This window comes from Pontibacter roseus DSM 17521, assembly GCF_000373265.1.
GTDB lineage: Bacteria > Bacteroidota > Bacteroidia > Cytophagales > Hymenobacteraceae > Pontibacter > Pontibacter roseus.
Genome location: NZ_KB890761.1, coordinates 798,191 through 811,704, shown reverse-complemented (window position 1 = coordinate 811,704; position 13,514 = coordinate 798,191). Strand labels below are relative to the sequence as shown.

Genomic DNA, 13,514 nt, shown 5'->3' with positions numbered 1-13,514 from the left:
TTGATATCTGAATTAATGATTAAAGAACTTCAGGTGCTAACGAAACAATTTTCATGAATTGCTTTTCACGAAGTTCACGTGCTACTGGTCCGAAGATACGCGTACCACGTGGCTCATTGTTGGCGTTCAAAAGAACGGCAGCGTTGTCGTCGAAACGAATATATGAGCCGTCTTTCCTTCTGATTTCTTTCTTAGTCCTTACAATAACTGCCTTAGAAACAGTTCCCTTTTTAACGTTTCCAGAAGATAGGGCTGATTTCACAGTTACTACTATTCTGTCACCGATAGAAGCATACTTCTTTCCTGTACCACCTAGTACACGAATACACAACACCTCTTTGGCTCCGCTGTTGTCAGCTACAGTTAATCTTGATTCTTGCTGTATCATCTTACTTCGCCCTTTCTATGATTTCTACTAAACGCCAGTTCTTGTTCTTGCTCAGCGGACGTGTCTCCTGAATGCGTACCGTATCTCCGATATTGCACTCATTCTTCTCATCATGCGCCATGAATTTTGTTGACTTGCTCACGAACTTCCCGTACATCGGGTGCTTCATTCTGCTTTCCACAAGAACAGTGATAGATTTGTCCATCTTGTTGCTAACAACCTTACCACTTCTTTCTTTTCTAAGATTTCTCTCTTCCATGATTTCTATTAAGTATTAAGAGTTAGCTTCAATTTCACGGCGACGAACTTCTGTATTCAGACGGGCAACCAGCCTCTTCGTCTCACGGATTTTCATTGGATTTTCCAACGGAGAGATAGCATGTGCAAAACGCAGGTTCTGCATGGTTGTTTGCTCCGTGTTCAGCTTCTCTTTCAGCTCTTCTAAAGACAAAGCTTTAATCTCTGAATTTTTCATATACTATTTCTCAACGTAATCTCTACGTACTACAAACTTTGTTTTAACTGGCAGCTTCTGTGCAGCAAGTCTCAGTGACTCCTTGGCTACTTCCAGAGGCACACCATCCGATTCAAACATGATGGTACCTGGCTTAACCACGGCTACCCAATACTCAGGAGAACCCTTACCCTTACCCATACGAACCTCTGCAGGCTTCTTCGTGATAGGCTTATCTGGGAAGATACGAATCCATACCTGACCTTCACGTTTCATTGCTCTTGTCATCGCGATACGAGCGGCCTCTATCTGACGGCTTGTAATCCAAGTAGCTTCCAGAGATTTGATGGCAAAAGAACCAAATGAAATAGTACTGCCTCTATGAGCCAGACCTTTCACGCGGCCTTTTTGCATTTTTCTATATTTAGTCCTTTTAGGCTGTAACATTTTCTAAAACTTAATAATGTTATCAATCAATTACTGGCGACGCTTGCGCGGCTTAGCAGCACCGTCCGTTTTCCTACGGTCACCGCGTTCTCCACGCTCACCACGCTCTCCACCACGGCTTCTTCGGTCACCACCACCACTCTGTGCACCAGGGCCACCTTTGCTTTCAAGTCCAGCGTTCGGAGTAAGGTCTTTCTTACCGTAAACTTCGCCCTTGAAAATCCATACCTTGATGCCTAGCTTACCATATACCGTCTGAGCTTCAGACAGGGCATAGTCGATATCAGCACGCAGTGTGTGAAGAGGAGTTCTTCCTTCCTTATAGTGCTCCGTTCTTGCCATCTCAGCACCGCCCAAGCGACCTGATACCTGAACCTTGATACCTTCAGCACCAACACGCAGGGCAGAAGCGATAGCCTGCTTCATAGCACGACGGAAAGAGATACGAGCCTGCAACTGCTGAGCAATAGACTCACCTACCAGTTTAGCATCCAACTCAGGGCGCTTAATTTCAAAGATGTTGATTTGAACATCTTTGTTTGTAAGCTTCTTAAGCTCTTCTTTGATTTTATCTACTTCCTGGCCGCCTTTTCCGATTACTACACCTGGTCTGGCAGTGTTAACTGTGATAGTGATGCGCTTTAGTGTCCTTTCAATAATGATTTTAGAAATGCCACCTTTAGGGATACGCGCTAAAATATATTTTCTGATTTTCTCGTCTTCAACCAGCTTCTCAGCGAAATCTTTTCCACCATACCAGTTAGAATCCCAACCTTTGATAACTCCTAGGCGAAAACCTATTGGATTTACTTTCTGTCCCATGTTCTTACTTATTGGCTTTTTTAGATTTCTTTGATTGCTGCTCCAATTGCTCTTCAGTCATACTGTCGATTACAACTGTAACATGATTTGATCTCTTTCTGATTCTATAACCACGTCCTTGAGGAGCTGGGCGCAGACGCTTCAGCATCTTACCTTCATCCACGAAGATTTCCTTGATGAAGAGATTGGCTTCCTCGATGCGAGAATCTTCATTCTTTTGTTGCCAGTTTGCTAAGGCAGATAAAAGAAGTTTTTCGATTCTGGCAGCACCTGAGTTAGCTTCGAATTTCAATAAGCCCAAAGCTTTGTTTACGCTCTTGCCGCGCACTAGACCTGCTACTAATCGCATTTTGCGAGGAGAAGTAGGCACGTTTTTAAGTCTTGCTACTGCTTCCATATTATCGCTTGCCTTTATCTTTTTTAGCAATATGACCTCTAAAGTTTCTGGTAGGTGCGAATTCGCCTAATTTATGTCCTACCATGTTTTCAGTTACATAAACCGGGATGAACTTATTTCCGTTATGTACTGCGAATGTATGTCCAACGAAATCTGGTGAAATCATGGATCTGCGTGACCATGTCTTGATGACTGTCTTTTTGCCAGCCTCATTCATCACGTCAACTTTCTTCTCGAGCCTGTAGTCAATATAAGGCCCTTTTTTTAGTGATCTAGCCATTTACTATTTCTTTCCTCTATTAACTATTAGTTTCTCTGAATGCTTTTTCTTGCTTCTTGTCTTAAGACCTTTAGCAAGCAAGCCTTTACGTGAACGTGGGTGACCGCCTGAAGACTTACCTTCACCACCACCCATAGGGTGATCAACTGGGTTCATAGCAACACCACGAACTCTTGGACGTCTGCCCAACCATCTGTTACGACCAGCTTTGCCAATCTTCACGTTCATGTGGTCAGAGTTAGAAACTGTTCCTACTGTAGCGTAGCAGTTTACGAGAACCATGCGAAGCTCACCTGAAGGAAGCTTGATAGTAGCATATCGGCCTTCTCTTGCTACCAGCTGTGCATAAGAACCTGCACTTCTTGCTAGTGTAGCGCCGTTGCCAGGCTGTAGCTCGATGTTGTGAACGATAGTACCTAGAGGAATATCAGATAAAGGGAGGCAGTTACCAACCTCTGGTGCAACACCAGGGCCTGATACTACCACTGTTCCTACTTCTATGCCTGATGGAGCGATGATGTAGCTCTTCTCACCATCTGCATAAAATAGCAGGGCAATGCGGGCTGTTCTATTCGGGTCATACTCGATAGTCTTCACTGTAGCAGGAACACCATACTTGGTGCGCTTGAAGTCTATCACTCTGTACTTCTGCTTGTGACCACCGCCCATATAGCGCATAGTCATTCTACCCGAGTTATTGCGTCCACCAGATTTTTTGATAGGTGCCAACAAAGATTTCTCAGGTGTAGCTGTCGTGATTTCATCGAACGCTGGCGCTACACGGAATCTTTGACCTGGTGTTGTTGGTCTTAACTTCTTTAAAGCCATTGTGATTTAATTATATGCTGCTGTAAAAGTCTATTACTTCACCCTCTTTCAGGGTTACGATTGCTTTTTTCTTAGAAGCTGCACGGCCTGAAACAGCACCAGATTTGGTGTACTTGCTCTTTACTTTGCCTTGCGTCTTCATGGTAGCTACTTTCTCAACTGTAACCCCATAAAGCTTCTCTACTGCCTTTTTGATTTCAACTTTGTTGGCGCGGATATTCACCTCGAAAGCATACTTTCCAACCTCATTCATGGCAGCGAATTTTTCCGTCAGAAGCGGTTTTTTCAGAATGTTCATTGTTATGCGCTAAGGAGGTTTTCAATTATGTTTACAGAATCTTCTACCAACAGCACGCGCTCTGTATTCAACAGGTCGTATGTGTTTAAGTCGCTAGCAGTAGAAACTTTTACTTTGTTTAGATTTCTTCCAGAAAGAACAACGTTTTTGTCTACAGCAGGAAGCACAACTAATGTCTTGCCTTCAGACTTTAAATTGCTCAGGATAGCCTTGAACTCTTTCGTCTTTGGAGCTTCAAAAGAGAAGGCTTCTAATAGAGAAACTTTGTTATCACGTGCCAAAAGAGAAAGTGCTGAAGCTCTTGCTACATCTTTCAACTTCTTATTTAGCTTGAAGCTGTAGTTTCTTGGCTTTGGACCAAACACTCTACCGCCACCTACAAACAAAGGCGCTTTTATGCTGCCTGCACGTGCACCACCAGTTCCTTTTTGCTTCTTGATCTTTTTAGTTGATCCAGCTACTTCGTTTCTTTCCTTAGATTTGTGTGTACCTTGTCTCTGATTTGCCAGGTACTGCTTCACGTCAAGATACATTGCATGCTCATTTGGCTCTACACCAAATACAGCATCAGAAAGTGTTACCTTTCTACCTGTATCCTCACCTTTGATATTCAATACAGAAAGCTCCATTTTATTTCTCAATTAACACGTAAGAATTTTTGGCACCTGGTACAGAGCCACTAACTACCAACAGATTTTTGTCTGCAATTACTCGTAACACAGTCAAGTTTTGAATTTTTACTCTGTTACCGCCCATTCTACCGGCCATGCGCATTCCTTTGAATACTCTTGAAGGCCAAGAACATGCACCAATAGAACCAGGGTGTCTTGCCCTGTTGTGCTGACCGTGCGTCTGGCCACCAACACCGGCAAAGTTGTGACGCTTTACAACGCCCTGGAAACCTTTACCTTTTGATGTACCAACCACATCAATAAATTCTCCTTCTTCGAATAGATTCACATCAACTGAATCACCGAGATTCAGAGACACACCCTCTACATCGAATTCTGCAACTTTTTTCTTAGCTGACGTATTAGCTTTCTTGTAATGACCAGCTTCTGCTTTTGTTACTCTCTTCAGCTTTTTCTCGCCGTAGCCAAGCTGTACAGCTGCATAGCCATCAGTCTCAACCGTCTTCACCTGAGTAACTACACATGGGCCAGCTTGGATAAGCGTAACAGGAGTGTATTTACCATCTGTAGTGAAGAGGCTTGTCATTCCGATTTTTTTACCGATAATTCCAGGCATTCAACTTGTTTTTTAAAAGATGGATATAAATATTTTACCCCTCAGCTTTTGCTAAGGGAGTGCAAAGTTAATGATTTTTAAAATTCTTTAACAAGCTTTATGTAAATTATTATTAATCAGTGCATAAAAAAAGAGAACCCGAAGGTTCTCTTTTAAAATTATTGAGCAGTTTAATCAAACTTTAATCTCAACGTCTACGCCACTTGGCAATTCTAGCTTCATTAGCGCATCTACAGTTTTAGAGCTTGTAGAGTAGATGTCAACTAAGCGCTTGTAAGTGCAAAGCTGAAACTGCTCACGAGACTTCTTGTTCACGTGTGGCGAACGCAACACTGTAAACTTATCCTTCTCTGTTGGAAGTGGAATTGGTCCGCTTACGATAGCGCCAGTAGCTTTCACAGCTTTAACAATCTTCTCAGAAGATTTGTCTACCAGGTTGTGGTCGTAAGACTTAAGCTTTATTCTTATTTTCTGATTCATTATCTTTTACTACTATTTAGCTGCAGTTCCTTTTAATTTAGCGATTATGCCGTCTGCCAAGTTCTGTGGTACTTGCTCGTAATGTGAGAAAGTCAAAGAGGCAGTAGCTCTACCGGAAGTGATAGTACGAAGGTCTGTTACGTAACCGAACAGCTCAGAAAGTGGTACATTTGCTTTCACAACTGATGAAGTTCCTTTTGTATCCATCCCTTTCATGATGCCTCTTCTTCTGTTAAGGTCACCTGTAACTGGGCCGGTATATTCATCTGGCGTAACCACGTCTACAGCCATGATTGGCTCAAGTAGTTTTGCACCACATTGCTTACCTGCTTCTTTGAAACCTTGACGTGCTGCAAGCTCAAAAGAAAGTGAGTCGGAGTCAACATCGTGGAATGAACCATGGAACAAGCGTACTTTCATGGAGTCAATTGGGAATCCAGCCAAAATACCATTCTTCATAGACTCTTCGAATCCTTTCTGAATAGCTGGTATGAATTCTTTTGGAATCACACCACCCACGATTGCATTCACAAACTCTAGGCCTTGCTTTCCATCTTCTCGTGGTCCCATTGTGAACACAATATCTGCGAACTTACCACGACCACCTGACTGCTTCTTGAACACTTCTCTATGCTCTACAGATTTAGTGATGGTTTCTTTGTAAGCCACTTGTGGAGCTCCTTGGTTCAATTCAACCTTGAACTCCCGCTTCATGCGGTCAATGATAATCTCCAAGTGAAGCTCACCCATTCCTCGCAGGATAGTCTGACCAGTTTCCTCGTCTGTATTCACTTGCAAGGTAGGATCCTCTTCAACCAGTTTCGCAATTGCCATACCCATTTTGTCTGAGTCCGCCTGCGTTTTTGGCTCGATTGCGTATCCAATCACTGGTTCAGGGAATTCCATGGACTCAAGAACTATTTTCGCATTCTGATCACACAAGGTATCACCAGTCTTGATGTCTTTGAAGCCTACTACTGCACCGATATCTCCAGCCTCCAGTCTTTCAATCTGGTTCTGCTTATTGGCGTGCATTTGGAAGATGCGCGAGATACGCTCCTTGTTGTTAGATCTTGTGTTGTACACGTAAGATCCTGACTCCAAGATACCTGAATAAGCTCTCACAAAACAGAGGCGTCCTACGTAAGGGTCTGTCGCTATTTTGAAAGCTAGTCCTGCAAAAGGCTCTGAAGCGCTTGGCTTACGAGATATCTCATTACCTGTATCCGGATCGGTTCCTATAATGCTTTCCTTATCCATAGGCGATGGAATCAATGCCATCACATAATCCAGCATTGTTTGTACACCTTTGTTTTTGAAGGATGAACCGCAAAGCATTGGCACGATGGCCATGTCGATAGTTGCGGCACGCAGCGCGGCCAGGATTTCGTCTTCAGAGATTGAATTAGGGTCTTCGAAGTATTTCTCCATTAGACTTTCATCGTACTCTGCTACTGCTTCCAAAAGCTTTTCTCTATATTCAGCGGCTTCCTCTACCATGTCATCTGGAATTGGAACCTCTGTGAAGGTCATGCCTTTATCTGCTTCGTTCCAAATGATGCCACGGTTGTTTACAAGGTCAACCACCCCTTTGAAGTTGTCTTCTGAGCCAATTGGTAACTGAAGTGCTACTGCATTGCTTCCCAGCATCTCCTTTACCTGCTTACAAACAGCAAGGAAGTCAGCACCCGAACGGTCCATTTTATTAACGAATCCGATACGCGCTACTTTGTAGTTGTCAGCTAAGCGCCAGTTGGTCTCTGACTGTGGCTCAACGCCATCTACTGCACTGAAAAGGAAAACCAAGCCATCTAATACACGCAGTGAGCGGTTTACTTCTACAGTAAAGTCCACGTGACCGGGTGTATCGATGATGTTGATGTGATACGGCTGCCCTCTGTAATTCCAGTTTACAGTTACGGCTGCTGAGGTAATTGTAATACCTCGCTCCTGCTCCTGCTCCATCCAGTCAGTTGTAGCTCCACCTTCATGGACTTCACCTAACTTATGTGATTTGCCGGTATAGTAAAGTATACGCTCTGTTGTCGTGGTTTTACCAGCATCGATGTGAGCAGCAATACCAATATTTCTTGTATATCTTAAGTCTCTTGCCATCGATTAAAATCTAAAGTGTGAGAATGCCTTGTTCGCTTCTGCCATTCTGTGCGTATCGTCTTTCTTCTTCACGGCAGCACCTTCACCTTTTGCAGCTGCGATTATCTCACCAGCTAACTTATCTTTCATTGTCTTCTCACCTCTCTTGCGAGCGTAAGATATCATCCACTTGATACCAAGAGATACTCTGCGGTCCGGACGAACCTCAGTCGGCACTTGGAAAGTAGCACCACCTACACGGCGGCTTTTCACCTCTACGCTTGGCATCACATTGTTCAATGCTTTTTTCCAAGTCTCAAGGCCGTTCTCTTTCGTTCTTTGCTCTACTAATTCTACAGCATCATAGAAGATACCATAGGCAATACTTTTCTTACCATCTTCCATCAGATAGTTTACGAAACGTGTTACCAGGGTCTCTTTGAATTTAGGATCAGGAAGGAGAACTCTACTTTTAGGCTTTGCTTTTCTCATTTTAATATAACTCTAACTATTATTTTTTCTTACCACCTTTACCTGCTGCAGCTGCTGGTTGGCCTGGCTTAGGTCTCTTAGCACCGTACTTAGAACGTGACTGCAGACGTCCGCTTACTCCGGCCGTATCAAGCGCTCCACGCACGATATGATAACGTACTCCTGGAAGGTCTTTCACTCTACCTCCTCTGATAAGCACAATAGAGTGCTCCTGAAGATTGTGGCCTTCACCAGGAATGTAGGCGTTCACTTCCTTACCGTTTGTAAGTCTTACCCTTGCTACCTTACGCATAGCTGAGTTTGGCTTCTTCGGAGTTGTTGTGTACACTCTTGTACATACGCCACGACGTTGTGGGCATGCATCTAAGGCTGGAGATTTTGAATTGTAAGTCAATTTCTCTCTACCTTTTCTTACTAATTGCTGTATAGTAGGCATTTATAATTTGTTAATTATAGATTTTTTCACCCTAAAATTTGGTCTGCAAAGGTAGGAAAATCACTTTGCAAATTCAAAATTTTAATTCATTAATTATTAGCACCTTAGGCTTCGCCTACCGTTCCTCCAAAGTTCATTGGGAAAGATGGTGCTTCATTCGCCGGCTTTATTTCACCAAAGCTGTCCTCAAATTTTTGAATGTTATCGGCCAGAGCAGCCAACAATCTCTTAGCATGCTCTGGCGTGATAACTATTCTAGACTTCACTTTCGCTTTGGGTAACCCTGGCATCAGTCTTATAAAATCAATTACAAATTCACCACTTGAATGGGCAATCATGGCTAGGTTAGCGTATTCCCCCTCCGCTATCTCTTCAGAAAGCTCTATGTTAATTTGATTTTGATTTTTTAGCTCTTCTGCCATACCGGTTATCTGTTATTCTGTAGCTCTTGCTGTCTTACTCTGCTTCCAGCTCCAGTTTTCTTTGACTCCACGAGTGAATCGTACTCTTCCTGGCTTCCTACTATCAACTTCTGGTATTCTCGAAGTCCTGTACCTGCAGGAATCAGGTGACCAACGATTACGTTCTCCTTCAGGCCTAGCAACTCATCTGCTTTACCTTTGATAGCAGCCTCGCTTAGAACCTTAGTGGTCTCCTGGAATGATGCCGCAGAGATGAAGCTTTGCGTGCCCAACGAAGCCTGTGTTATACCTTGCAGTGTTGGTCTTGAAACAGCTGGAGAGGCATCTCGTACTGTCACCAACCGCAGGTCACGGCGTTTCAAGCTAGAGTTTTCATCACGCAGCCTTCTAGCTGTCACAATCTGCCCTGGCTTCAAGTTAGCAGAGTCACCGGAATCTTCTACCACTTTCATGTCGATGATTCGGTCGTTTTCTTCCATGAAGTTGATTTTATCAACTACCTGGTGCTCCAGGAAGCTAGTGTCACCCGCGTCTATGATAACCACTTTCTGCATCATCTGGCGAACTACCACCTCAATGTGCTTGTCGTTGATTTTCACACCCTGCAGACGGTATACCTCCTGGATTTCATTCACCAAGTATTCCTGTACGGCACCTGGTCCCTGAATATTTAGTATGTCTGTTGGAGTGATAGCTCCGTCTGATAGTGGCATACCTGCACGAACAAAGTCATTGTCCTGTACCAGGATGTGCTTTGACAACGGCACCATGTACTTTTTCTTCACGCCGTCTTTCGATTCAATGAAGATTTCACGATTACCACGCTTCACACTACCATAAGTTACTACACCGTCAATTTCAGAAACAACTGCTGGGTTCGATGGGTTACGTGCCTCAAAGAGCTCTGTCACTCGTGGAAGACCACCTGTAATGTCACGTGTCTTACCGATAGCACGAGGAATCTTCACCAGGATTTGACCTGCCTTAATTTTTTCCCCATTCTCCACTGTCAAGTGTGCTCCTACTGGGATGTTATACCCTTTGGACTCGCCACTCTTCGGATTCACTACGATTGCAGGGTTCTGTGTCTTATCTTTTGTATCGATAATTACTTTCTCACGGTAGCCTGTCTGCTCATCGGACTCTTCACGGTAGGTAATACCTTCAATAATCGATTCGTAAACAATCTCTCCGTCAAACTCTGAAAGTATAACCGCGTTGTATGGATCCCAGCTACAGATTTGGTCGCCTTTTTCAACCACCTGTCCTTCGTTCACATTGATGAAAGAACCATAGGGCACGTGATTGCTTATAAGTAACTTGTTAGTAGCAGGGTCAACAATTTTTATTTCACCTGAACGACCCATCACTACTTTCACTGGTTCGCCTTCGTTGTTGATAGTGTCGATAGTTCGCACATCTTCAAACTCAACTCGACCAGCGAATTTTGCTCTTATCATTGCATCTACTGCAATGTTCGAGGCAGTACCACCTACGTGGAAGGTACGGAGTGTCAGCTGCGTTCCTGGCTCACCAATTGACTGTGCTGCAATAACACCAACAGCCTCGCCTTTCTGCACCATAAAGCCTGTTGCAAGGTTTCGGCCGTAGCACTTCGCGCAGATACCACGCTTAGATTCACATGTTAATACAGAGCGAATTTCTACAGTTTCTATGGCGGTGTTCTCAATAGCACGGGCTACCTCTTCCGTCACTTCAGAACCTGATTCTACAATCAGTTCATTGGTGATTGGGTCATACACATCGTGTACTGTTACACGGCCCAGTATACGCTCGGACAGAGACTCTACGATGTCTTCGTTGTCTTTCAGTGCACTCACTTCCAGACCTCTTAGGGTACCGCAGTCTTCCTCGTTTACAATCACGTCCTGTGACACGTCCACCAGACGACGGGTCAGATAACCCGCATCGGCAGTTTTAAGGGCCGTATCCGCAAGACCTTTACGAGCACCGTGTGTAGAGATAAAGTACTCGATTACATCCAGACCTTCCTTGAAGTTAGAAAGAATCGGGTTCTCGATAATCTCACCTACTGAACCTTGTAAAGACTTCTGAGGCTTTGCCATCAGACCTCGCATACCACCCAACTGACGAATCTGCTCTCTGGAACCACGGGCGCCCGAGTGCATCATCATGAAGATGGAGTTGAAGCCTTGGTCATCGTTCTCCAGACGGCGCATCAACGTTTCCGTAATCTGGTTATTGATACGTGTCCAGATGTCAATCACCTGGTTGTAACGCTCATTGTCCGTAATCAGACCCATGGAGTAGTTCTGCCAAACAGCATCCACATCCTTCTTAGCCTGAGCTACCAGGATGTCCTTCTCGGCCGGAATCTGAATATCACCCAGACCCATAGACAGACCGCCTTTATAAGCAGACTGGAATCCAAGTGTTTTGATATCATCCAGGAAGTGAGCAGTACGTGCCATACCTGTTTCTTTGAACACGCGAGAGATAATCTGCTGAAGCTTTTTCTTCGTCAACAGCTCATCGATGTATCCTACTTCTTCTGGAACAAACTGGTTGAAGATAACACGGCCTGCTACTGTTTCAATTAGTTTCGTAACTAGGTTTCCGTTCTCATCTTTCACCTTCGCTCTTACTTTGATGTAAGCCTGCTTGGAAAGACGGCCTTCGTTGATGGCAATAATTACTTCCTCCGCAGAGTAGAAGCTCATACCTTCACCAGCTATTTTCTCGTTTTCTGTGCTACGCTTTCCTTTCGATACATAGTATAGACCAAGTACCATGTCCTGAGAAGGCACTGCAATCGGAGCACCATTCGCGGGGTTCAGGATGTTGTGCGAAGCAAGCATCAGCATAGAGGCTTCCAGTACAGCAGCAGGTCCAAGTGGAACGTGCACCGCCATCTGGTCACCGTCAAAGTCGGCGTTGAATGCCGTACACACCAGTGGGTGCAGCTGGATTGCTTTTCCTTCAATCAGCTTCGGCTGGAACGCCTGTATACCTAATCTGTGTAGCGTAGGTGCACGGTTCAGAAGCACTGGGTGGCCTTTCAGCACGTTCTCCAGGATATCCCAAACTACAGGGTCCTTACGGTCTACTATCTTCTTAGCGGACTTTACAGTCTTTACTATACCTCTTTCAATCAGCTTGCGAATGATGAACGGCTTGAAGAGTTCAGCTGCCATATTCTTAGGCAGACCGCACTCGTGCAGCTTCAGTTCAGGACCAACCACAATCACCGAACGGCCAGAGTAGTCAACACGCTTACCAAGCAAGTTCTGACGGAATCGTCCTTGCTTACCTTTCAGCATGTCAGACAGAGACTTCAGCGCACGGTTACCTTCTGCACGAACAGCGTTCACTTTACGTGAGTTGTCGAACAGAGAGTCAACCGCTTCCTGCAGCATTCGCTTCTCGTTACGAAGGATTACCTCAGGAGCTTTGATTTCTATCAGACGCTTCAGACGGTTGTTACGGATGATAACGCGTCTGTACAGGTCATTCAAGTCAGATGTAGCGAAACGTCCACCATCCAAAGGAACCAACGGGCGAAGCTCTGGTGGAATAACAGGCACCATGCGGATAATCATCCACTCAGGTCTGTTTTCAATCCTTGTAGTCGCATCACGGAATGCCTCCACCACACGAAGACGCTTCAAGGCCTCTGCTTTACGCTGCTGCGACGTTTCGTGCGCGGCTGCGTGACGAAGTTCGTATGACAGGTCATCCAGGTTCGTACGCTCCAACAGCATCTGCAGTGCTTCAGCACCCATTTTCGCGATGAACTTGTTCGGGTCGTTGTTGTCCAGAATCTGGTTCTCGCGTGGGAGTTTGTCAACCATATCCAGGTACTCATCCTCTGTCAGGAAGTCCAATGTATTCACACCGTCTTCCGCGAGTATGCCTGGCTGTATAACTACATATCTCTCATAGTAGATAATCTGATCGAGCTTCTTGGTTGGAAGACCCAGTAGATATCCGATTTTGTTTGGAAGAGACTTGAAGTACCAGATATGCGCCACTGGAACTACTAGTTCTATGTGGCCCATGCGCTCGCGGCGCACTTTCTTCTCGGTAACCTCTACACCGCAACGGTCGCAGATGATACCTTTATATCTGATTCTCTTATACTTTCCACAGTGGCATTCCCAGTCCTTTACAGGTCCGAATATTCTTTCGCAGAATAAACCACCCATTTCAGGCTTATAGGTTCTATAGTTAATGGTCTCAGGCTTTACCACTTCCCCATTGGAACGCTCCAGAATCGACTCTGGAGAAGCCAAGCTTATCGTTACTTTAGAGAAGTCCTGAGTTAGCTTTTTATTTTTTGCAAATGCCATATTATTATAATAATGTCGATACAATGAATATGCCTTACGCTAATCTGCATAAAGTGCGCTAAGCGCCCCGGCTTCTGCCCGGGCGCTTAGCTTATAC

At 44.6% G+C, this 13,514-nt stretch carries 17 protein-coding genes; all 17 read right to left on the bottom strand.

Going from position 1 to position 13,514, the window contains the following annotated elements; all coding sequences use genetic code 11:
* Positions 1-19: 19 nt before the first annotated feature.
* The 17 genes from rplN to rpoC all read right to left on the bottom strand — a co-directional run bounded on the left by rplN (position 20) and on the right by rpoC (position 13,417).
* On the bottom strand, positions 20-388 hold the full coding sequence (gene rplN / locus B051_RS0103800; RefSeq protein ID WP_018476849.1) for a 50S ribosomal protein L14: 369 nt from the start codon (positions 386-388) through the stop codon (positions 20-22).
* Between the two features lies 1 nt (position 389).
* On the bottom strand, positions 390-647 hold the full coding sequence (gene rpsQ / locus B051_RS0103795) for a 30S ribosomal protein S17 (protein ID WP_018476848.1): 258 nt from the start codon (positions 645-647) through the stop codon (positions 390-392).
* 15 nt (positions 648-662) lie between these two features.
* Complete coding sequence (gene rpmC / locus B051_RS0103790; protein ID WP_026236172.1) at positions 663-863, bottom strand: 50S ribosomal protein L29; 201 nt, start codon at positions 861-863, stop codon at positions 663-665.
* Positions 864-866: 3 nt separating this feature from the next.
* Positions 867-1,289, bottom strand: coding sequence for a 50S ribosomal protein L16 (gene rplP / locus B051_RS0103785; protein WP_026236171.1), 423 nt, complete (start codon positions 1,287-1,289; stop codon positions 867-869).
* A gap of 30 nt (positions 1,290-1,319) precedes the next feature.
* Entirely contained in the window at positions 1,320-2,111 is a 792-nt protein-coding gene (rpsC, locus tag B051_RS0103780) for a 30S ribosomal protein S3 (protein WP_018476845.1), read from the bottom strand.
* Between the two features lie 4 nt (positions 2,112-2,115).
* The gene (gene rplV, locus B051_RS0103775) at positions 2,116-2,508 is read right to left on the bottom strand and encodes a 50S ribosomal protein L22 (protein WP_026236170.1); all 393 of its coding nucleotides are present in this window, start codon (positions 2,506-2,508) and stop codon (positions 2,116-2,118) included.
* A 1-nt stretch (position 2,509) separates the two neighbouring features.
* Positions 2,510-2,788 carry a 30S ribosomal protein S19 gene (gene rpsS / locus B051_RS0103770; RefSeq protein ID WP_018476843.1) on the bottom strand — a complete coding sequence of 93 codons (279 nt, stop codon included), beginning with the start codon at positions 2,786-2,788 and terminating at the stop codon, positions 2,510-2,512.
* Between the two features lie 3 nt (positions 2,789-2,791).
* On the bottom strand, positions 2,792-3,616 hold the full coding sequence (rplB, locus tag B051_RS0103765; protein ID WP_026236169.1) for a 50S ribosomal protein L2: 825 nt from the start codon (positions 3,614-3,616) through the stop codon (positions 2,792-2,794).
* A 10-nt stretch (positions 3,617-3,626) separates the two neighbouring features.
* Positions 3,627-3,914: a 50S ribosomal protein L23 gene (rplW, locus tag B051_RS0103760; RefSeq protein ID WP_018476841.1), complete on the bottom strand. Its 288-nt coding sequence runs from the start codon at positions 3,912-3,914 to the stop codon at positions 3,627-3,629.
* Positions 3,915-3,916: 2 nt separating this feature from the next.
* Positions 3,917-4,543 (bottom strand): 50S ribosomal protein L4, encoded by a 627-nt coding sequence (rplD, locus tag B051_RS0103755; RefSeq protein WP_026236168.1) that lies wholly within the window; start codon positions 4,541-4,543, stop codon positions 3,917-3,919.
* Position 4,544: 1 nt separating this feature from the next.
* Complete coding sequence (rplC, locus tag B051_RS0103750; protein WP_018476839.1) at positions 4,545-5,162, bottom strand: 50S ribosomal protein L3; 618 nt, start codon at positions 5,160-5,162, stop codon at positions 4,545-4,547.
* A gap of 174 nt (positions 5,163-5,336) precedes the next feature.
* Positions 5,337-5,642 (bottom strand): 30S ribosomal protein S10, encoded by a 306-nt coding sequence (gene rpsJ, locus B051_RS0103745; protein WP_007654312.1) that lies wholly within the window; start codon positions 5,640-5,642, stop codon positions 5,337-5,339.
* Positions 5,643-5,654: 12 nt separating this feature from the next.
* Positions 5,655-7,757 (bottom strand): elongation factor G, encoded by a 2,103-nt coding sequence (gene fusA / locus B051_RS0103740; RefSeq protein WP_018476838.1) that lies wholly within the window; start codon positions 7,755-7,757, stop codon positions 5,655-5,657.
* 3 nt (positions 7,758-7,760) lie between these two features.
* On the bottom strand, positions 7,761-8,228 hold the full coding sequence (gene rpsG, locus B051_RS0103735; protein WP_007654316.1) for a 30S ribosomal protein S7: 468 nt from the start codon (positions 8,226-8,228) through the stop codon (positions 7,761-7,763).
* Positions 8,229-8,247: 19 nt separating this feature from the next.
* On the bottom strand, positions 8,248-8,664 hold the full coding sequence (rpsL, locus tag B051_RS0103730) for a 30S ribosomal protein S12 (RefSeq protein WP_026236167.1): 417 nt from the start codon (positions 8,662-8,664) through the stop codon (positions 8,248-8,250).
* 104 nt (positions 8,665-8,768) lie between these two features.
* Positions 8,769-9,086 carry a DUF3467 domain-containing protein gene (locus tag B051_RS0103725; RefSeq protein ID WP_018476837.1) on the bottom strand — a complete coding sequence of 106 codons (318 nt, stop codon included), beginning with the start codon at positions 9,084-9,086 and terminating at the stop codon, positions 8,769-8,771.
* Positions 9,087-9,091: 5 nt separating this feature from the next.
* Complete coding sequence (gene rpoC, locus B051_RS0103720; protein WP_026236166.1) at positions 9,092-13,417, bottom strand: DNA-directed RNA polymerase subunit beta'; 4,326 nt, start codon at positions 13,415-13,417, stop codon at positions 9,092-9,094.
* Positions 13,418-13,514 lie beyond the last annotated feature (97 nt).